This is a genomic window from Cellulomonas sp. McL0617 (assembly GCF_049994875.1).
GTDB lineage: Bacteria > Actinomycetota > Actinomycetes > Actinomycetales > Cellulomonadaceae > Cellulomonas.
The window spans coordinates 1,257,159-1,276,208 of record NZ_CP188256.1 but is presented as its reverse complement, the minus strand read 5'-3'; the positions used below and the strand labels follow the sequence as shown (position 1 = coordinate 1,276,208).

At 72.6% G+C, this 19,050-nt stretch carries 23 protein-coding genes; 15 read left to right on the top strand and 8 right to left on the bottom strand.

Annotation, left to right across the window (positions count from 1 at the left end; all coding sequences use genetic code 11):
- The first annotated feature begins 52 nt into the window (after positions 1-52).
- Positions 53-472, top strand: coding sequence for a helix-turn-helix domain-containing protein (locus ACPPVS_RS05725; protein WP_426595069.1), 420 nt, complete (start codon positions 53-55; stop codon positions 470-472).
- Between the two features lie 34 nt (positions 473-506).
- On the opposite strand, the gene ACPPVS_RS05720 is transcribed toward ACPPVS_RS05725, so the two are convergent.
- On the bottom strand, positions 507-1,121 hold the full coding sequence (locus ACPPVS_RS05720; protein WP_426595068.1) for a ClpP family protease: 615 nt from the start codon (positions 1,119-1,121) through the stop codon (positions 507-509).
- A complete protein-coding gene (locus ACPPVS_RS05715; protein WP_426595067.1) occupies positions 1,121-1,741 on the bottom strand; it encodes a ClpP family protease in 621 nt (206 codons plus the stop codon). The genes ACPPVS_RS05720 and ACPPVS_RS05715 overlap by 1 nt, the downstream gene beginning before the upstream one ends.
- Before the next feature lie 147 nt (positions 1,742-1,888).
- On the opposite strand from ACPPVS_RS05715, the gene ACPPVS_RS05710 reads away from it, so the two are divergent.
- Entirely contained in the window at positions 1,889-2,770 is an 882-nt protein-coding gene (locus ACPPVS_RS05710; RefSeq protein WP_426595066.1) for a pentapeptide repeat-containing protein, read from the top strand.
- Here ACPPVS_RS05710 and ACPPVS_RS05705 read toward each other — a convergent pair.
- Both ACPPVS_RS05705 and ACPPVS_RS05700 read right to left on the bottom strand, forming a co-directional pair.
- The gene (locus ACPPVS_RS05705) at positions 2,767-3,639 is read right to left on the bottom strand and encodes an LLM class F420-dependent oxidoreductase (RefSeq protein WP_426595065.1); all 873 of its coding nucleotides are present in this window, start codon (positions 3,637-3,639) and stop codon (positions 2,767-2,769) included. The genes ACPPVS_RS05710 and ACPPVS_RS05705 overlap by 4 nt on opposite strands.
- A gap of 101 nt (positions 3,640-3,740) precedes the next feature.
- Positions 3,741-4,598, bottom strand: a complete 858-nt coding sequence (locus ACPPVS_RS05700; protein WP_426595064.1) for a UbiA family prenyltransferase — start codon at positions 4,596-4,598, stop codon at positions 3,741-3,743.
- A gap of 107 nt (positions 4,599-4,705) precedes the next feature.
- Between ACPPVS_RS05700 and ACPPVS_RS05695 the strand changes: the two genes are divergently transcribed.
- The 3 genes from ACPPVS_RS05695 to ACPPVS_RS05685 are packed head-to-tail and all read left to right on the top strand — an operon-like array spanning position 4,706 to position 7,379.
- On the top strand, positions 4,706-5,797 hold the full coding sequence (locus tag ACPPVS_RS05695) for a type III polyketide synthase (protein WP_426595063.1): 1,092 nt from the start codon (positions 4,706-4,708) through the stop codon (positions 5,795-5,797).
- A 17-nt stretch (positions 5,798-5,814) separates the two neighbouring features.
- Positions 5,815-6,327 (top strand): isoprenylcysteine carboxyl methyltransferase family protein, encoded by a 513-nt coding sequence (locus tag ACPPVS_RS05690; protein WP_426595888.1) that lies wholly within the window; start codon positions 5,815-5,817, stop codon positions 6,325-6,327.
- Positions 6,324-7,379 carry an NAD(P)/FAD-dependent oxidoreductase gene (locus tag ACPPVS_RS05685; protein WP_426595062.1) on the top strand — a complete coding sequence of 352 codons (1,056 nt, stop codon included), beginning with the start codon at positions 6,324-6,326 and terminating at the stop codon, positions 7,377-7,379. Before ACPPVS_RS05690 ends, ACPPVS_RS05685 begins: the two co-directional genes overlap by 4 nt.
- Before the next feature lie 18 nt (positions 7,380-7,397).
- Here ACPPVS_RS05685 and ACPPVS_RS05680 read toward each other — a convergent pair whose 3' ends face one another.
- Positions 7,398-8,123 (bottom strand): SDR family NAD(P)-dependent oxidoreductase, encoded by a 726-nt coding sequence (locus ACPPVS_RS05680; RefSeq protein WP_426595061.1) that lies wholly within the window; start codon positions 8,121-8,123, stop codon positions 7,398-7,400.
- Positions 8,124-8,333: 210 nt separating this feature from the next.
- Here ACPPVS_RS05680 and ACPPVS_RS05675 point away from each other — a divergent pair, with 210 nt between their 5' ends.
- Positions 8,334-9,068 carry a helix-turn-helix transcriptional regulator gene (locus tag ACPPVS_RS05675; protein ID WP_426595060.1) on the top strand — a complete coding sequence of 245 codons (735 nt, stop codon included), beginning with the start codon at positions 8,334-8,336 and terminating at the stop codon, positions 9,066-9,068.
- On the opposite strand, the gene ACPPVS_RS05670 is transcribed toward ACPPVS_RS05675, so the two are convergent.
- Positions 9,033-9,512 (bottom strand): NUDIX hydrolase, encoded by a 480-nt coding sequence (locus tag ACPPVS_RS05670; protein WP_426595059.1) that lies wholly within the window; start codon positions 9,510-9,512, stop codon positions 9,033-9,035. The two genes, ACPPVS_RS05675 and ACPPVS_RS05670, sit on opposite strands and share 36 nt — an antisense overlap.
- A 180-nt stretch (positions 9,513-9,692) precedes the next feature.
- Between ACPPVS_RS05670 and ACPPVS_RS05665 the strand changes: the two genes are divergently transcribed.
- Genes ACPPVS_RS05665 through ACPPVS_RS05655 form a run of 3 tightly spaced genes read left to right on the top strand, consistent with a single transcriptional unit; the run spans position 9,693 to position 11,310 of the window.
- On the top strand, positions 9,693-10,145 hold the full coding sequence (locus ACPPVS_RS05665; RefSeq protein ID WP_426595887.1) for an S-ribosylhomocysteine lyase: 453 nt from the start codon (positions 9,693-9,695) through the stop codon (positions 10,143-10,145).
- Positions 10,142-10,861: a 5'-methylthioadenosine/S-adenosylhomocysteine nucleosidase gene (gene mtnN, locus ACPPVS_RS05660; protein ID WP_426595058.1), complete on the top strand. Its 720-nt coding sequence runs from the start codon at positions 10,142-10,144 to the stop codon at positions 10,859-10,861. The genes ACPPVS_RS05665 and mtnN overlap by 4 nt, the downstream gene beginning before the upstream one ends.
- A 47-nt stretch (positions 10,862-10,908) precedes the next feature.
- Entirely contained in the window at positions 10,909-11,310 is a 402-nt protein-coding gene (locus ACPPVS_RS05655) for a RidA family protein (RefSeq protein WP_426595057.1), read from the top strand.
- A 171-nt stretch (positions 11,311-11,481) separates the two neighbouring features.
- Here the strand turns inward: ACPPVS_RS05655 and ACPPVS_RS05650 are convergent, their stop codons facing one another.
- The gene (locus ACPPVS_RS05650; protein ID WP_426595056.1) at positions 11,482-11,823 is read right to left on the bottom strand and encodes a cupin domain-containing protein; all 342 of its coding nucleotides are present in this window, start codon (positions 11,821-11,823) and stop codon (positions 11,482-11,484) included.
- A gap of 82 nt (positions 11,824-11,905) precedes the next feature.
- Here ACPPVS_RS05650 and ACPPVS_RS05645 point away from each other — a divergent pair, with 82 nt between their 5' ends.
- Positions 11,906-13,267 (top strand): NYN domain-containing protein, encoded by a 1,362-nt coding sequence (locus tag ACPPVS_RS05645; RefSeq protein ID WP_426595055.1) that lies wholly within the window; start codon positions 11,906-11,908, stop codon positions 13,265-13,267.
- A 29-nt stretch (positions 13,268-13,296) separates the two neighbouring features.
- On the opposite strand, the gene ACPPVS_RS05640 is transcribed toward ACPPVS_RS05645, so the two are convergent.
- Positions 13,297-14,031, bottom strand: a complete 735-nt coding sequence (locus ACPPVS_RS05640) for a GntR family transcriptional regulator (protein WP_426595054.1) — start codon at positions 14,029-14,031, stop codon at positions 13,297-13,299.
- 115 nt (positions 14,032-14,146) lie between these two features.
- Here ACPPVS_RS05640 and ACPPVS_RS05635 point away from each other — a divergent pair, with 115 nt between their 5' ends.
- From ACPPVS_RS05635 to ACPPVS_RS05615, 5 genes are all read left to right on the top strand, one after another.
- Complete coding sequence (locus ACPPVS_RS05635; protein ID WP_426595053.1) at positions 14,147-14,980, top strand: class II fructose-bisphosphate aldolase; 834 nt, start codon at positions 14,147-14,149, stop codon at positions 14,978-14,980.
- On the top strand, positions 14,977-15,870 hold the full coding sequence (locus ACPPVS_RS05630) for an HAD-IA family hydrolase (protein ID WP_426595052.1): 894 nt from the start codon (positions 14,977-14,979) through the stop codon (positions 15,868-15,870). The genes ACPPVS_RS05635 and ACPPVS_RS05630 overlap by 4 nt, the downstream gene beginning before the upstream one ends.
- Entirely contained in the window at positions 15,860-16,480 is a 621-nt protein-coding gene (gene dhaL / locus ACPPVS_RS05625; protein WP_426595051.1) for a dihydroxyacetone kinase subunit DhaL, read from the top strand. Before ACPPVS_RS05630 ends, dhaL begins: the two co-directional genes overlap by 11 nt.
- A 74-nt stretch (positions 16,481-16,554) precedes the next feature.
- Positions 16,555-17,550, top strand: coding sequence for a dihydroxyacetone kinase subunit DhaK (gene dhaK, locus ACPPVS_RS05620; protein WP_426595050.1), 996 nt, complete (start codon positions 16,555-16,557; stop codon positions 17,548-17,550).
- Positions 17,551-17,754: 204 nt separating this feature from the next.
- Positions 17,755-19,047, top strand: coding sequence for a glycoside hydrolase family 6 protein (locus tag ACPPVS_RS05615; RefSeq protein ID WP_426595049.1), 1,293 nt, complete (start codon positions 17,755-17,757; stop codon positions 19,045-19,047).
- Positions 19,048-19,050 lie beyond the last annotated feature (3 nt).

The window sequence follows — 19,050 nt, the reverse complement described above, 5'->3', positions numbered from 1 at the left end:
GCGATCGCGGGCTACCGTGACGATGACCCGATCCACGTCCCGGAGGCCCTCGATGACGCTCACCACGCACCGGCCCGTCGAGCCCCTGCTGCGCCACCTGGTGGGCTCGATCCTGCGGGCCCGCCGGGAGGATCAGGGACGGACCCTGCGGGATGTCGCCGAGAGCGCGCGCGTCTCGGTGGCCTACCTGTCCGAGGTCGAGCGCGGACGCAAGGAACCGTCGTCCGAGGTCCTGGTCGCCGTGTGCCGGGCGCTCGGGCTGCGCCTGGTCGACCTCGTCGGCGCGGCACACGCCGAGCTCGCCCGGGCCGAGGGCCGCGTGGTCGTCGACCTCACCGCGCCCCGGACCGCGGACCTCGTCGCGCCGAGCAACGACCACGAGCTCGCGACCGTGACACAGCTGACGGGCCGGGCGTCGGCGGCCGAGTTCGGGACCGCGACGAGCTTCGACGCCGTCCTCCTGGCCGCCTGACGACCCGTCGCTACCCGACGACCACACGCAGCCCCTACCCCGCGATCGCCGCCGGAACCTCCTTGAGCGTGCGCACCACCCGGTCGGCGACGCCGTAGTCGACGGCCTGCTGCGCGGTCAGGATCAGGTCGCGGTCCGTGTCGAGACGGAGCTTGTCCAGCGGCTGCCCGGTGTGCCGGTGCAGGATCTGCTCGACCTCCTCGCGCAGCCGCAGCACCTCCCGCGCCTGGATCTCCAGGTCGGCTGCCGTCCCCTCGCCGCCCCCCGACGGCTGGTGCAGCAGCACGCGCGCGTGCTCGAGCACGTGCCGGCTGCCCGGTGCACCCGCGGCCAGCAGCACGGCCGCCGCGGACGCGGCCTGCCCGAGGCAGAAGGTGGCCACGGTCGGCTTGATGTACTGGATGGTGTCGTAGACGGCCAGCAGCGCGGTGATCGAGCCGCCGGGCGAGTTGATGTAGAGGTGGATCGGCGAGTCCTGGCTCTCGGACTGCAGGTGCAGGAGCTGCGCGATGACGACGTTGGCGACGCCGTCGTCGATCTCGGTGCCCAGGAAGATGATGCGGTCGCCGAGCAGCCGCGAGTAGACGTCGGACGCACGTTCGCCGTTCGGACGCTGCTCGACGACGACGGGGATGGTGTAGCTGCTCATCACAGTCCCACCTTCCGGGGGCTGTCGGGGCGGACGTCGTCGAGGTGCTCGACGACCTTGTCGACGAACCCGTACTCGAGCGCCTCGGTCGCGGTGAACCAGCGGTCCCGGTCCGCGTCACGCTCGATGGTCTCGACGGACTGGCCGGTGTGCTCGGCGGTCAGCGACTGCATCGTGCGCTTCACGTGCGCCATGTTCTCGGCCTGGATCGCGATGTCGACTGCGGTGCCGCCGATCCCGCCCGACGGCTGGTGCATCAGCACCCGCGCATGCCGCAGGGCGTACCGCTTGCCCGGCGTGCCGGCGCTGAGCAGGAACTGGGCCGCGCTCGCAGCGAGCCCCATGGCCAGGGTCGACACGTCGTTGGGGATGAGCCGCATCGTGTCGTACATGGCGAGTGCGGCGCTGACGGAGCCGCCCGGGGAGTTGATGTAGAGCGCGATGTCGCGCCGGGGATCCTCCGCGGAGAGCAGCAGGAGCTGGGCGCAGACGCGGTTGGCGACCGCGTCGTCGACCTCCTGACCGAGCACCACGATCCGCTGGTGCAGGAGGCGGCCGGCGAGGTCGTCGTCGAACGGGCGAAGGGTGGGCGGGGCGGCGGTGCGGGCTGTGGGGTGCATGGGAAACCTCCGATGGTGGCGTGCCGACCCATCGACCGTCGCACGCGCGATGCCCCGGACGGTCCGTGGTCTGCCGTCGGCAGATCCGCCACGGGCAGACGGCCGACGCGCTGGCCCTCGGGGTCCGTCGGCCCCCAGACTGCGGGGATGAGGAGCGAGCACGGGCCGACCGGCGAACCGGGGCGAACGAGCGACACGGCCACGTCCGACCCGTCGGCTGAGCGGCCGCTGCTCGAGCTGCGGTCGGACTGCGCCCGCTGCGTCGGGCTGTGCTGCGTGGCGCCGGGCTTCACGCGGTCCTCGGCGTTCGCGTTCGACAAGCGCCCGGGCAGCCCGTGTCAGAACCTGGCCGGCGACTACCGCTGCGGCATCCACCCGCACCTGCGCGAACGCGGGATGTCGGGGTGCACCGTCTACGAGTGCTTCGGCGCCGGCCAGAAGGTGACGCAGGACCACTACGCCGGGCGGAGCTGGCGCGACGACCCGTCGATCGCGAGCGACATGTTCGCGGACTTCTGGGCCGCGCAGAGCGTGCACGAGCTGCTCTGGTACCTCACCGAGGCGCTGGAGGTCGCCGCGGCCGCACCGGTGCACGCCGAGCTGCGCGCACTCGTCGACGAGCTGCGCGCACTGGTCGACGAGCTCTCCGCGATCGCCGACGACCTCGACGCCCTGCGCTCGATCGATCCACTGGCGCTCCCCGGGCTCGTCGGCCCGATCCTGGAGCGGGTGGTGGCGCTCGCCCGCGAGCCCGGGCCGAGTCATCGCCGCGACGACCTGGCCGGTCGGCGCCTGACCGACCTGCACGCCGCCGACCTGCGCGGTGCGAGCCTGCTGGGCGCGGACCTGCGCGGCGCGGACCTGCGGCTCGCCGACCTGCTCGGCGCGGACCTGCGCGGCGCCGACCTGCGGGGCGCCGACCTGTCGACGGCCTTCTTCGTCACGCCGAGCCAGGTCGCCTCGGCGCGGGGCGACGAACAGACACGCCTGCCGGGCCGTCTCGGCGCCGCGCCAGCGCACTGGCGCTAGAGCTCCGCCAGCCTCGGCACCGCGGGCGCGACCGTGTCGCGGACCCACGCCGACAGGCTGGTGGCCGGCGGGCGCAGGATCACGCTCTCGACGCCGAGCGCGGCATAGGGCGTGAGGTCCGCGACGAACGCCGCCACGTCGCCTGCCAGCAGCGCGTCGCCGCCGTGCAGCATGGTCACGCGGATCTCGGCCGGGTCGCGGCCGACGTCGGCACAGTGCCCGCGCAGCACCTCGAGCTTGTGGGCGATGTCCTGCGGCGTGGTGGCGAACAGGTTGCACGCGTCGCCGTACTGCGCCACGAGCCGCAACGTCTTGCGCTCTCCCGATCCGCCGATCAGCACCTCGGGCTTGTGCAGCGGCAGCGGCGAGCAGAGCGTCTCGGCGAGCTGGTAGTGCGTGCCGGCGTACGGCCCGTTGGTCGTCGGGTCGAACATCTGGGCGCAGATCTGCAGCGTCTCCTCGAGCCGCTCGAAGCGCTCCGACAGCGGCGGATACGGGACGCCGAACGCCTGGTGCTCCTCCTCGTACCAGGCGGCACCGAGCCCGAGGGTGGCCCGCCCGCCGCTGAGCACGTCGAGGGTGGCGACGATCTTGGCCAGCAGGCCCGGGCGGCGGTACGTCACACCGGTCACCAGCACACCCAGCTGCACCTGAGACGACACGCCCGCGAGGTAACCCAGCGTCGTGTACGCCTCGAGCATCGGGTCCTCGCGCGGGAAGCCGGCGCGCATCATCTGGAAGTAGTGGTCCATCACCGACACCCAGGAGACGCCTGCCTCTTCGGCCGCGACGGCGGTGTCCGCCAGCTCCTGACGCAGGGCCGACGACGGCACGGAGTCGTACCGCATGAGGTGGATGCCGACGCGCACGAGAGACTCCTTCGACGAAGAACCGTTACCGCCAGCGTGCCCCTTCGAGTGCGCTCGAAGTCAACCGGTGGAGGTCCGTCACCGGCTCGCGGGCAGCCGGTTCAGCGCGGGACCACCCAGTCCGAGAGCACGAGCAGGACGACGTCGACCGCGGCCACGGCGATCGCTGCGTTGAACGGCAGGCGGCTGCGGCCCCCGTTCAGCGCGACCGTCGTGCCCAGGATCGTCAGGCCGAGGGCGACCACCAGCGCCACCGCCGAGCCGGCGGACGGGTCCCCCGGCGGCGCGAGGACGACGAGGAGGGTCGCCGCGACCAGCGCCCCGGCCGACCCGATGCTGGTGGCCGTACCCCCGAGCCGGTGCGGCAGGCCGCGCACGCCCGTCGCGCGGTCGTCCTGCAGGTCCGGGACCACGTTGGCGCCGTGCGCCCCGACGCCGAGCAGCGCGCCACCGAGCACCGCCCACCACGCGGCGAGCGGGTGGCCCGGCAGCGCGAGGGCGATGGCCAGCGGCAGGAAGCCGAACGAGAACGCGTAGGGCGCCCACGACCAGAGCGTGCTCTTCAGCCGGAGGTTGTACGACCACGCCGACGCGACCGTCGCCAGGTGCACGAGCCCGGCACGCCAGCCGAGCGACATCGAGAAGACGACGCAGGCCGCGAGCGCGACGAGGGCCGCCGTGCGCACCGCGGAGACGGACAGCCGGCCGGCGCCGACGGGCTTGTCGGTGCGACCGACCTCCGCGTCGCGGGCCGCGTCGATCCAGTCGTTCGACCAGCCGACCGACAGCTGCCCGGTCAGGATGGCCGCTCCGACCAGGACGGTCGTGCGTGCAGGCGCATCCGCTCCGCCGGCCATGGCGACGGCGAACGCGGTCACCGCGACCGTCGGTCCGGGGTGACAGGCCGCAGCGAGATCGCGCACGCGGACGGGTCCCGCACGCCGCAGATCGTCGACCATCACGCTCCCTTGCTCCGGTCCGCCATCGTCGCAGGTCCCGTCCGGCCCGCACACGCCGGGGCAGCCGCCGGAAGCGGGCGGCACCACCCACGTGACACGATGCGCGAATGGTGCGAATCGCCTCGGTCGCCGCCGTCCTGCCGGAGCACGTCCATGCCCAGGCGGAGATCGCCGACGTGCTCGCCCCGCTGCTGACCGCCGACCAGCGCCTCTGGCCGGCCATCCGCCGCGTGCACGGCGCCGAGGGCATCGAGACGCGGCACCACGCGCTCGCCCTCGAGGACTACGCGAACCTCACGACGTTCCAGCGGACCAACGACACGTTCCTGCGGGTGGCCACCGACCTTGCGGCGAAGGCGACACGGCGGGCGCTCGCCGACGCCGGCCTGACCGCGACCGACGTCGACTACCTGCTCTTCACGTCGGTGACCGGCATCGGCGCCCCGTCGGTCGACGTGATGCTGGCCGATCGGCTCGGCATGCGCGCCGACGTCAAGCACGTCCCCGTCTTCGGGCTGGGCTGCGTGGGCGGCGCGGCCGGGATCGCGCGGGTGCGCGACTACCTCCTGGGCCACCCCCACGACGTCGCGCTGCTGGTCTCGGTCGAGCTCTGCTCGCTGACGCTGCAGCACGGCGACGCGTCGATGGCCAACATCGTCTCCAGCGGGCTGTTCGGGGACGGCGCGTCGGCGGTCGTCATGGTGGGCGCAGACCGGTCCGAGCCGGGCGTGGAGGTGGTCGGCACCCGCAGTGCGCTCTACCCCGACACCCTCGACCAGCTCGGCTGGGACATCGGCGGCAGCGGGTTCCGGATCGTCCTGTCCCCGAGCATGGCGGACATCGTCGAGGAGCACCTCGGCGACGACGTGGCCGACCTGCTCGCCGCGCACCAGCTGAAGGTCAGCGACGTCGGGACGTGGGTGGCGCACACCGGCGGCCCGCGGATCCTGGAGTCCGCCGCACGGGCGCTCGGGCTCCCCGACGAGGCGTTGGCGGCCAGCTGGGCGTCGTTGGCGCGCGCGGGGAACCTGTCGTCGTCGGGCGTGCTGCACGTGCTCGCCGACGAGCTCGCCGTCGGCGGTCAGCTGCCCGGATCGGTCGGGGTCCTGTTCGCGTTCGGTCCCGGTGTCTGCGCCGAGGTCGTCCTGCTGCGCTGGCCCGAGAGCACACCGGACGGTCGCCCGGTGGGGGCGCCGTGACCTGGTACACGCTGCTGATGCTCGCCGTGGGCGTCGAGCGCCTGGCCGAGCTGGTCGTCGCGAAGCGTCACGCGACCTGGGCGTTCGCACACGGCGGTGTCGAGACCGGGCAGCGCCACTACCCGCCCATGGTCGCCCTGCACACGGGTCTGCTCGTCGCCTGTCTGGTGGAGGTGCAGGTGGCTGACCGGCCCTTCCTGCCCGCGCTCGGCTGGACCGCGTTCGCCCTGGTCCTGGCCTCCCAGGGACTGCGCTGGTGGTGCATCGCGACGCTCGGCAACCTGTGGAACACCCGCATCATCGTGGTCACCGGCGTCGCGCTCGTGCGGCGCGGGCCCTACCGGCTGCTCCGGCACCCCAACTACGTGGCCGTCGCCGTCGAGGGTGCCGCGCTGCCCCTCGTGCACACCGCCTGGGTCACGGCGCTGGCCTTCACGGTGCTCAACGCGATCCTGCTGCTCGGCTTCCGCATCCCCGCCGAGGAGCGCGCGCTGCGGTCCGTGGCGTCGCCGGCCCAGGCGCCCGTGTGAGCGGTGCCCGGACCCGACCGGACGTCGACGTCCTGGTGGCCGGGGGTGGGCCGGTCGGGCTCGCCGTGGCCATCGAGGCGCGTCTGGCGGGACTGCGGACGGTCGTCGTCGAGCCGCGCACCACGCCGATCGACAAGGCCTGCGGCGAGGGCCTGATGCCCGGCGCCGTGGCCGCGCTCGCGCGCCTCGGTGTGCACCCGGCGGGGCACCCGCTGACCGGGATCCGGTACCTCTCCGGCGACCGCGCGGCCGATCACCTCTTCACGGGCGCCACCGGCCTCGGAGTCCGGCGTACCGCGCTGCACCTCGCGCTGGCGATCCGGGCCGAGGAGCTCGGGGTCGAGGTGCTCGCCGGCAAGGTGGACACCGTCGCGCAGGACGCCGGGTCGGTCACAGCCGCCGGCATCCGCGCGGCCTGGCTGATGGCGTGCGACGGCCTGCACTCGACGGTCCGTCGCCAGCTCGGGCTCGACCGGCCGGCCAGGGCTGCGCACCGCCGCCGATACGGCATCCGGCGCCACTACCGGGTGGCTCCGTGGACCGACCTGGTCGAGGTGCACTGGGGCCGGCACGTCGAGGCCTACGTGACACCGGTCGCCCCCGATGTCGTCGGCGTCGCCCTGCTCGGGCCGCCGCACCACGACTACGACCGAAGCCTCGACTCCTTCCCGGACCTGCGTCGGCACCTCGGCGCGGCACCGACCCTGGGACCGCCGCGCGGCGCCGGCCCGCTGCTCCAGCGGACCAGCGCGCGCACGGCCGGTCGCGTGCGGCTCGTCGGCGACGCGTCGGGCTACGTCGACGCGCTGACGGGTGAGGGGGTCCGCGTCGGGCTCGCCCAGGCGACCGCGGCCGTGCGCACGCTCGGACCCGACGTCGACCGCTCGTCGGCCGAGTACGAGAAGGCGTGGACCGCCGCCACCCGCGACTACCGGCTGATCACCAGCGGCCTGGTCGCGGCCGCCGGGTCGCCGCTGCGGCGCAGCATCGTGCCGCTCGCCGCCGCCGCGCCCGGCCTGTACGGCGGGATCGTCGAGCGCCTCGCCCGCTGACCGTCCGAGCCCCGCCGACTACCAGGGCACCGGGCCGGCCGCGTCCGTGAACGTCCCGGTCGGCGCTCCGGGCTCCACAGTGGCCGCCCGGACGGTCGCCTCGGCGCCCTGCTCCACGGTCTGCGGCCCGCGGAAGCCGTTCAGCCCGGTCGAGGTGTAGCCCGGGTCGACCGCGCTGACCTGGAAGCCGGTCAGCGCCTTGGCGTACTGCGACGTGATCATGTTGAGCGCGGCCTTGGACGACGGATACGTGATCGCGTGCAGCGTCGACTCGAACCGGGCCGAGTCCGTCGTGATCCCGAACGAGCCCATGCCGCTGGAGACGTTGACGATCCGGGGTTGCGACGAGCGGTCCAGCAGCGGCAGGAACGCGTGCGTGGTGCGCACCGGCCCGAGGACGTTCACACCGAAGACCGGCACGAAGTCCGCCGCGACGGTCTCGCGCGGTGGCAGGAAGCCGCCCGGGACGCCTGCGTTGTTGACCAGCACGTCGAGCCGGCCGGACTCCTGCTCGACGATGGCCGCGGCGGCCGCGACGGACGCGTCCTGGTAGACGTCGAGGGCGAGGACGCGGACGTCGCCGGGGATCTCCGCGGCGACGACCGCGCCCCGCTCGACGTCCCGCGCGCCGAGCCAGACGGTCCACCCGAGCGCGGCGAGGCGGCGCACGGTCTCGCGGCCGATGCCCTGGGTGGCGCCGGTGACCAGCGCGACGGTGGTGCTGGTGGTGGTCTCTGTTGTCATGCGTCCCACCCTGACCCGAGCGACACACGCGTACCAGGACGGGCGGACCCTAGGACCGGCGGTCCCAGGCTGCGCGTCCGCCCGGAGGGCATCCTGGGACCATGGACCGACCCGAGCTGGCACGCGTGCTCGTCCGAGCGCGTACCGCACTGACCCCGCAGGACGTCGGGCTGCCCGCCGGCGGCCGTCGCCGCGTCATCGGCCTCCGTCGTGGTGCGCCTGGAGCAGGGGCGCGGGCCGCAGCCCTCCACCCAGGTTCTCGCGTCGCTAGCTCGCGCGCTGCGGCTGGACGACGATGCCCGCGACGAGCTGTTCCACCTGGCCGGCAGCCCGCCCCCGCTGCCGGGCCGCGTCGACGAGCACGTGCGCCCGAGCGTCCAGCGCCTGCTCGACCGGCTCTCCGACCTCCCGACCATGGTGCTGAGCGCGCGGGCCGACATCCTGGCCTGGAACGCGATGGCGTCTGCCCTGCTCGGCGACTGGTCGGTCGTCCCTCGTCGCCAGCGGAACACCACGTGGCAGAGGTTCCTCGGCACCCCCGACCCGCGGCGCAGTCGCGTGGCCATGTCGCAGGAGGAGCACGCCGAGACGGCGGCGCAGTCCGTGGCCAGCCTGCGCGCGACGGCGGCCCGCTACCCCGACGACCCCGGCGTCCGCGATCTCGTGTCCGAGCTGCGCCGAGGCAGCCCGGCGTTCGACGAGCTCTGGCGCACCGGCGGACCCGGTGCGTGGCGGATGACGCGTAAGACGATCGAGCACCCGAGCCTCGGGCCGATCACGCTCGACTGCGACTCGCTGCACGTGCTCGACTGCGACCAGACGGTGATCGTCTACTCCGCCGAGCCGGGCTCACCGGAGGCCGAGTCCCTCGCGCTCCTGCGGGTGCTGGGGACGCAGTGGATGGACGGCTCAGAACTCGAAGTCGGCCGGCCCGTCGGGTCGTAGCGCCCGCTCGATCCGCGTGCGCATCTCCTGCGACACGGGCGGCAGCGCGTCCAGGGCGAAGAACGCGGCCTCCGTGTTCTCGTCGTCCCCCGGCGTCGGCTCCCCCGACACCCACCGGAACCGGAAGGTCAGGTCGAGGTACTGGGCCCGGTCACCGTTCTCGTACTCCATCGGCGCCAGCGTGTTGACCCAGGCCAACCGCTCCGGCACAGCGACGACGGACGCCTCCTCCAGCACCTCGCGAGCCGCCGCGACGGCCGGCTGCTCGCCGGGGTCGATGATGCCGGTCACGGGCGTCCACGCCCCGGAGTCGGCGCGTCGCACCAGGAGCACCTCGGCACGCCCGGCCGGGCCGCGCAGGACGACGGCCGTCACGCCCGACAGCCAGAGGAGGTGGTGCCCGACACCGGCGCGCAGGTCGAGGACGAAGGGAGGGGTCGCCATGGGCAGATCCTAGGCAGGCCGCCGGGCGTGCCTCGCGGACCCGACGGGCTCGACGACCTGCCGCGTCGCGCGACGCAGATCACTCGCGCAGCGCTCCTGGACGACGCGGCAGACCCCCAGAGAGGGGACAATGGACGCTCCGCCGAGCACCGAAGGACCACTGCCGTGAACCAGCCCCGCATGAACGTCGAGTCGTTCAACCTCGACCACCGCACCGTCGTCGCGCCCTACGTCCGGCTCGCAGACACCAAGCGGCTCCCCGCCGGGGACGAGCTCAGCAAGTACGACATCCGGTTCACGCAGCCGAACGTGGCCCACCTCGAGATGCCGACGGTGCACTCGCTCGAGCACCTGTTCGCGGAGCACTCCCGCAACCACTCCGACCGTGTGGTCGACTTCTCGCCGATGGGCTGCCAGACCGGGTTCTACCTGATCCTGCAGGGGGTCTGGACGTACGACGAGGTGCTCGACCTCGTGCAGGCCACGCTCGAGGACATCGTGACGGCGACCGAGGTCCCGGCCGCCAACGAGGTGCAGTGCGGCTGGGGTGCCAACCACACGCTCGAGGGCGCGCAGCAGGCCGCGGCCACGTTCCTGGCCGCCCGGGGCGAGTGGAGCACGGTGACCGCGTGATCGCCGTCGACGCGGTCGTCGTGACCGCCATGGCCGACGAGTCCGCGCCCTTCATGGCGCGGGCGGACGTCGTCGGCGACCCCACGCAGATGGGCCACGCCGAGCACCGGCTGCTCACCGTCGGCGGCCGGCAGGTCCTGCTCGTGCAGTGCGGCATCGGCCTGGTCAACTCCGCCACGGCCGCCGCGGTGGCGATCCAGGGGACGCACCCGCGGGCGGTCGTCAGCGCGGGCACCGCCGGCGGCGTCGGTCTCGACGTCCGGGTGGGCGACGTCGTGGTCGGCTCCGAGTACGTCTACTCGGGCGCCGACGCCCGTGCGTTCGGTTACGAGCTCGGCCAGGTGCCGGGCATGCCCGAGGTGTACGAGGCGGAGCTGGTGCTCCACGAGGCGGCGCTCGGCGCGTCCGTCGACCTGCGTGTGCTGAGCGGCACCGTGCTCTCGGGCGACGCGTTCATCGACGCCACCCGCGTCGAGCGGATCCGGGCCGCGTTCCCGACGGCGGTCGCGATCGACATGGAGTCCGCGGCGCTCGCCCACACCGCACACCTCTACGGCGTGCCGTTCCTGTCGGTGCGGGGCATCTCCGACCTGTGCGGTCCCGTGGCGGGCACCGACTTCCTGACGCACGTCGACGACGCCGCCGACCGCTCGGCCGCCGTCGTCCTCGAGGTCCTGCGGCGCCTGGCGGTCGGGGACATGGCGCACGCCCGCTGACCCGGGGTCCACACGGCACTGTCAGTGGTCGGTGGGACGGTAGGTCCATGGAGATCACCCGTCTGCAACCGGCCGGACTCGTGGTGAGCCCGGCGTTCAGCCACGTCGCGGTCGTGCCACCGGGTGCGACGACCATCTACGTCGGCGGCCAGAACGGCGTCGACGACACCGGCGCGGTCGTCTCGGCCGACGTCGCCGAGCAGTCGGTCCGCGCGGTGGAGAACGTGGGCATCGCCCTGGCGGCGGCCGGCGCGTCGCTCGCCGACGTCGTGCAGTGGACCGTGCTCATCGCCGCAGACGCCGACCTGCGCGCGGCCTACGGCGCGGTGGCGCCACGCCTCGCAGGGCCCGGAGCCCCTCCTTTGGTCACGGCGGCGGTCGTGGCCGGTCTCGGCGTCCCGGGCGCCCTCATCGAGGTGTCCGCGATCGCCGCGGTCGGACCGGCCTGAGCCCGTGCGCGAGTCGATCCGGTGCCGGCTGCGCGACGACGCGCGCGTGGTCGTCGACGTCAGGTCGACGGTCGCCGCTCGCCGTCGACCCGAGGTGGACGCCTGGCGACCCCGCGACTTCCCGCCACGCACTGTGCAGGCGGCGTCGGCGAGCGCGGTGCCGACGCGTGATCAGGTGGACGGATCGCGCAGCAGCTGACCTGTGGCGTTGCCGTACTCGGCCGGCGCGAACACGACGAGGACGTGGAGCTCGTCGACCACGTCGACGAACCGGTGCTCCTCCGACGCCGGCACGAACGCGACGGACCCCGGGGCCACGTCGACGGTCAGAGAGGGCGTCCAGAGCCTGGCACGGCCGCGCAGGACGACGTAGATCTCGTCTTCCGTGTGCGGCTGCTGGCTGTCGACCGCGCCCACGCCCAGCACGGCGGTCCCGACGCTCATCGACGGGACGCGCAGGTGCTCGACGTAGAACTGCGGACCGCCCGAGCTCGCCGTGTCGACCAGGTGCATGGGTTCATCCTGGTGCACCGACCGGTGTCCGGCCGAGCGTCGCGGCGGACGCGGACGGTCCCGACCGAGGATGATGCACCAGGTGAGCACATCGAGCATGACCTCCGCCGACCGCACCGAGACCGGTCGCCGGTTCCGGACCGCCCTGTTCGTCGACTTCGACAACGTCTACATCGGCCTGCAACGCCTCGACCCGACCGCCGCCGAGGCGTTCGCGACCGACCCGGCGCACTGGTTGAGCGAGCTGGAGAGCGGCACGGACTCGGAGGGCGACTTCACGCGCAAGTTCCTCATCCGCGCCTGCTACCTCAACCCCTCGCGCTTCGCGAACTTCCGGCCCAACTTCACGCGGGCGGGGTTCCAGGTGGTCGACTGCCCGTCGCTGACCCAGCAGGGCAAGAGCAGCGCGGACATCAACCTCGTGCTCGACGCCGTCGACGCGCTGGCCGCGCCCACGCGGTACGAGGAGTTCGTGATCGTCTCGGCCGACGCCGACTTCACTCCCCTGGCTCTGCGCTGCCGGGCGGCCGACCGTCGGGTCACGATCATGACCGCGAGCCCGGCCGCGGCGGCCTATCGCGCCGTCGCCGACCACGTCATCACCGCCGACGACCTGGCTGAGCTGGTCACCAGCACCGCGTCGACGCTCAACGTCGAGGCACCCCGGACGCCGCCGCCCGTGTCGTCGAAGGGACGCGGACGGCCGACGGACAAGGCTGAGAGGACCGGGAACGGCGGTGGCACCGGAGCCGCGGAGATCGCCGCGCCACCGGCCCCCGATCCCGGGACCGAGCCGGTCGTCGGCGCGAGCGAAGCGGCACGCAAGGCGATCCTGCAGCGCGTGCGCACGGCCGACCGACCGGTCACGCTCGGAGCCGTCGCGGGCGCCGCCCAGAAGGCCGACCCGACGCTCACCGGGTCCAGCTGGGGCGGCGCGGGCGGGTTCCTGCAGTGGCTGGCCCGCAACGTTCCCGAGGTCGCGTCGTCGCCGCGCCCCCCGGGCTACGTCTGGGACCCCAAGCGCTTCGGGGAGGCCGACCTGCCGGGCGCCGTCGCCGAGGCCGACAAGGACCCGAGCGCCCTGCAGCGCCAGGTCACGGCCGTCACGGACACGCCCGGGCTCAGCGAGACGAACTACCGGGTCCTGCTCACCGCGCTCGCCGCCGACCTGGCCGCACACCCCTTCGATCGTGCCGAGACCTCGCGTCGTGTGCGCAACGCGTGCCAGGAGGCCGGCGCGGCCGTGGGTCGCTCGACGGTCAACTTCGTCATCTCCGGGACCCTGTACGGCGGCGAGCAGCTGACGTCGAAGACGACGGCCAAGGACCTGGCGGCGGCCTGGGCCGACAACGTCGTGGGCTTGTGCCGCGGTGCGCGCATGGAGCTGAGCGCCGGCGACGTCGCGGCGATCCGTGAATGGGTGGGTGGCGGACTGCTCTCGTAGCGGCCCAGCGGGTCGGCAGCCCGAGTCGCTCAGCGGTCGTAGTCGAAGCGCAGGCGCATCCGGTCGCCGCGGAACACGATCGAGGTGTACTCGAACGGTCGGGAGAGGGCGTCGAACGTGACGTCCTGGAGCTGGAGCGCGGGCTGACCGCGTCGCATGCCGAGGTGACGAGCCTCGGCCGTGGTGACGGCGACCGCCTCGAGGTCCTCGCGCACGTGCTTCATGGGCAGGCCGTAGTGCTCCTCGAGCACCACGCACAGCTGGTTGGCGACGACGTCGTGGTCCGACAGACCGGGCGCCAGCCGGGCCGGGACGTAGGAGCGGTGCAGGCTGATCGGCTCGCCCTGCACGGAGCGCACGCGGACGACGACGTACGTCTCCTCGTCGTCGGCGAGCGACAGGCGTTCGCGCACTCCCGACGACGGCGTCTCCAACGACAAGGAGATGAGCCGGGTCGACGTCTCGTACCCCTGCGACTCCAGCTGCTCTCGCACCCCGCGGTACGCGGGCGACACGGTGCTGATCTTCGGCGTCGCCACGTAGGTGCCCTTGCCCGGCACCCGGACAAGGAGCCCGTCGCCGACGAGCTTGGTCAGCACGCCACGGACCGTCATGCGGCTGAGCCCGAACATCTTGTTGAGCTCGTTCTCCGACGGGATCCGCTGCCCCGGCGCCCACTGCCCGCCGACGATCCGCTCGTGCAGGATCTGCTCGAGCTGGACGTACAACGGGGTGGCGGAGTCGCGCTCCAGGACGTCGGTCATGGTGCACAGACTTTCACGGATCGCGCTGCGCTGGTCGTTCATGAGTAGACCTGTCTAGACTGCCGAAGGATCGGACATATCGGTCGGAGGCCAGATGATCGCGTCGACGTTGACGATGACACGAGACGCCCGAGCGCGCGGTTTCGCCGTTCCCGCCGTCAACATCCTGGACGACCTGAGCCTGCGCGCGGTGATCGCGGCGGCCGTGCGGGCGCGGTCCCCCCTGATCGTCCAGGTGTCCGTGAAGACCGTCCGGTCCGTCGGCACGGACCTGATGACGACGACGTTCCAGTCGGCGGCCGAGCGCGCGGACGTGCCGGTGGCGCTGCACCTCGACCACTGCCCCGACCGGGCGGTGATCAGCGACGTCGTGCGGGCTGGTTGGTCGTCGGTGCTGTTCGACGCGTCCGACCGCTCCCTGGACGACGCCGAGCGCGAGACCGCCGAGGTCGTCGCCGAGGCGCACGCCCGCGGCGTCGACGTGGAGTCCGAGATCGAGAACATCGTGGGCGTCGAGGACGGCGTCGGCTCGGACGTGGCACTGCACTCCTACGACGTCGCGACGCTGGCGGCCGTCGCCGAGCGCACGGGCGTCGACCTCCTGGCACCGCAGCTGGGCACGGCCCACGGCGAGTACAAGGCCAGGCCGGTGCTGCGCCCGGACCGTGTCCGCGAGCTCGCCGCACTCTCCGACCGCCCGATCGTCCTGCACGGCGGAACGGGTCTGTCCCGGGAGGACTTCCGCTCGTTCATCGAGGCCGGCGTCGCCAAGATCAACATCTCGACCGCCGTCAAGGTCGCGTACATGCGCTCCGCCGAGACGCACCTGGCGGGCGCGCGGGCGCGCGACAAGTGGGACCCGCCGAGCATGTTCCGGGACATCTCCGACGCGGTCACCAGCGCGATCGCCGAGTGCATCGACGAGTTCGGCTCGGCGGGCCGGGCATGAGCGCGCAGGAGCTGGGCGGGCAGGACCTGAGCGGGCAGGATCTGAGCGACCAGGATCTGAGCGGGCAGGACCTGAGCGGGCAGGGCCCGAGCCAGCCGGGGACCAGGGCACTGATCTTCGACTGCGACGGCGTGCTGGCCGACACCGAGCGCGACGGGCACCTGCCCGCGTTCAACCAGACGTTCGCGGAGGCCGGGGTCCCGATCCACTGGTCCCAGGAGGAGTACGGGCACCTGCTCGCGATCGGCGGCGGCAAGGAGCGGCTGGCATCGGTGTTCACCCCCGTGTTCGTCGAGACCGCGGGGCTGCCCACCGAACCGGACGAGCAGAAGGCGCTCATCGCCGCCTGGCACAAGACGAAGACCGCGCACTACACGGAGATGGTCGCGGCGGGCTTCCTGCCGGCGCGACCGGGCATCGCGCGGATCGTCGAGGAGGCGTCGGCGCGGGGCTGGCGGCTTGCGGTCGCATCGACGTCTGCGGAGCCGTCGGTGCGCGCCGTGCTCGAGCACGCCGTCGGCGTCGACCGGGCACGGGACTTCGTGGTGTTCGCCGGTGACATCGTGCCGGCCAAGAAGCCGGCGCCGGACATCTACCTGCTCGCCCTCGAGCGCCTCGGCCTGGGGGCCGACGACGCGATCGTCGTCGAGGACAGCGCGAACGGCCTGCGGGCTGCGCTCGGTGCCGGTCTACGGACGGTCGTCACCGTGAGCAGCTACACCACCGACGAGGACTTCACCGGTGCCGCCCTCGTCGTCACGTCCCTGGGCGACCCCACCGAGCCGACGAAGGTCCTCGCGGACCCGCTCGGGCTCGATCCCACCGACGAGGTCCACCTGGGCGACCTCGAGAGAATCCTCACCGAGAGCGAGCGTCCCCGTGTCCCCTGAGGTCCCCCGTGTCGAGTCCGTCGTGCGCACCATCGCCGACACCTGCATCGAGAACGAGAAGTACTTCGGGGACCTCGACTCCGTCGTCGGCGACGGCGACTTCGGGTTCTCCCTGGCCCGCGGCTTCGAGAATGTCGTGGCGCAGTGGGACACGTTCGACCGGTCCGACGCCGGCACGTTCCTGCAGAAGGTCGCGATCGTGATGACCGGCCGGATCGGCGGCACGTCCGGACCGATCTGGGGCACCGCGTTCCTTCGGGCCGCCGCGGTGGTCAAGGGCAAGCCGGACGCGTCGGGTGAGGACGTCGTCGCCATGCTGCGCGCCGCCATCGAGGGCATCAAGGCGCGCGGCGGCGCCGACCTCGGCGAGAAGACGCTGCTCGACGCCCTCGCACCGATGGCCGACACGATCGAGGCGAACCTCGGGGCGGACCCGAAGGACGTCGCGACGAGGGCCGCACAGTCCGCGCGCGAGGCGGCCGAGGCGACGAAGAGCATGCAGGCCCGCCGCGGCCGGGCCTCCTACACCGGCGAACGCAGCATCGGCTCGGTGGACCCGGGCGCGATCGCGGTGGCCGTGCTGGCGGAGAAGGTCGCCGAGACCTGGTGACGCACACGTCCGCGCCCCGGGGGCGACGCGGCGACAAGAGACAGACGACACGACGATGTGTGGAGGCAGTACTGATGAAGAAGTTCGTGAACGACCCCAAGAACTTCGTCCCGGAGATGCTCAAGGGGATCGCTTTGGCCAACCCGGACACGCTGCGCTACGTGCCCGAGTACAACCTCATCATGCGGGCCGACGCCCCGAGCCACGACAAGGTCTCGATCGTCCAAGGATCGGGGTCGGGCCATGAGCCGGCGCACGTCATGGTCGTCGGCAAGGGCATGCTCGACGGTGCCTGTCCCGGAGACGTGTTCGCGGCGCCGCCGATGGAGTACGTGCTCGAGACCGCCAAGCTGCTCGCCTCCGAGAAGGGCGTCCTGCTGCTGGTCAACAACTACACGGGCGACAAGATGGCGTTCGAGATGGCCTCCGAGCTGGCCGAGGCCGAGGGCCTCAAGGTGAAGACCCTGTTCATCAACGACGACGTCGCCGTCAAGGACTCGACCTGGACGGTGGGCCGCCGCGGCGTGGCGGGCAACTTCTTCGTCATGAAGGCCGTGGGTGCGGCCTCCGAGGCAGGCGCGGACCTGGACGAGCTGGTGCGCATCGGCGAGAAGGTCAACTCGGTCACGCGGACCATGGGCATCGCGCTCACGGCGTGCACGCCGCCGGCCAAGGGCTCCCCGCTGTTCGAGCTCGGTGACGACGAGATGGAGATCGGTGTCGGCATCCACGGCGAGCCCGGTCGGCGTCGCGCGAAGCTGGTGTCCGCCGACGAGATCGTCGACGAGCTGCTGGGCGCCGTCGTCCCCGACCTGCCGTACTCGAGCGGCGACGAGGTCGCGCTGATGATCAACGGCCTGGGCGGCACGCCGATCAGCGAGCTGTACCTGCTGTACGGGTCGGCGCACGAGAAGCTGGCCGCCCAGGGCATCACGGTGGGCCGCAGCTACGTCGGCGAGTACTGCACGTCGCTCGACATGGCCGGCGCCTCGCTGACTCTGGTGAAGCTCGACGACGAGATCAAGCAGCTGCTGCTCGCACCCGCGGAGATCGCCAACCACGTGTTCTGAGGGGCTCCCGCAGGCGGATCGACCGGGTGGCACGGACCTGGCCGAACCGGGGGGGAAGGGTCGCGCGCGGCGCTGCGCGCGACCCTTCCTTACCGGTACACCTTGCGCGGAGATGTCCGAGTCGGCATGCTCTACCCCAGGCGGTGGGAGCGCTCCCCCGCCCTTCACGAGAACGTTCATCCGACAACGACGTAGGAGAACTCCGTGCCTCATCCCCTGGTACGAACGCGCCCGAAAGTGCTCGCGGCCGGCGCCGTGGTAGCGCTCTCACTCGGCCTGTCCCTCGGCCTGACCACCCCCGCCAGCGCCCACCAGTCGCAACCCGCACCGCCCGCGACCCGGCTGTTCACGCCCCCGCCGGACAAGGGCGCGGTCCAGCAGATCGCCAAGCTGGTCACCACGCACCAGTGGTCCGACGCCCTGGCGCTGACCAAGATGGCGGCCACGCCCCAGGCCGTCTGGTTCACCAAGGGCACCCCCGCCGAGGTGAAGAAGTCCGTCCAGACGACCATGCTCCAGGCCAAGCTCACGCACACGATCCCGGTGCTCGTCGCGTACAACCTCCCCTACCGCGACTGTGCGCAGTACTCCGCGGGCGGCGCCGCCGACACGGCGAGCTACCTGGCATGGATCGACGGCTTCGCGGCCGGCATCGGCTCCGGGCAGGCGATCGTCCTGCTCGAGCCCGACGGCCTGGGCATCATCCCCTGGTACACCGCCAACACCGGAGCGCAGGAGTGGTGCCAGCCGGCGTCGCTCAACCCGGCGACCGCGGCCTCCGACCGGTTCACCCAGGTGAACGGCGCGGTCGACCGCCTCACCGCGCTGACCAACACGAAGGTCTACCTCGACGGCACGCACAGCGGCTGGCTCGGCGTGGGCGACATCTCCGACCGGCTGCACAAGGCCGGCGTCGAGAAGGCCGACGGCTTCTTCCTCGACGTGTCCAACTATGAGCTCAGCGACCACCAGGCGAAGTACGCGTCGTGGATCTCGCAGTGCCTCTGGTACGGCACCAACACGGCCGAGGGCGGCTGGCGCGTGGGTCACTTCGACTACTGCGGGAGCCAGTACTACCCCGCCACGCCCGGCGACTTCAGCACGTGGGGCCTGACCGACCAGTGGTACACGAACAACGTGACCAACGCGCCCAACCCGCCCAGCAGCCCGGCCGTGCTCAAGCACGCGGTGATCGACACGAGCCGCAACGGCCAGGGACCGTGGACCGCCCCGGCCGGCAGCCCCGCCGGTGACCCGCAGGTCTGGTGCAACCCGCCCGGCCGCGGCCTCGGCCTCACCCCGACGCTGACCACCGGCAACCCGTACGTCGACGCCTACCTCTGGGTGAAGATCCCGGGCGAGTCCGACGGCCAGTGCACGCGCTGGGCGCCCGACGGCGGGATCGATCCCGTCCGCGGCTACGCCGACCCGGCAGCCGGCGACTGGTTCCCGCAGATGGCGCTCGAGCTCGTGCACAACGCGAGCCCGAGCCTGTAGGCG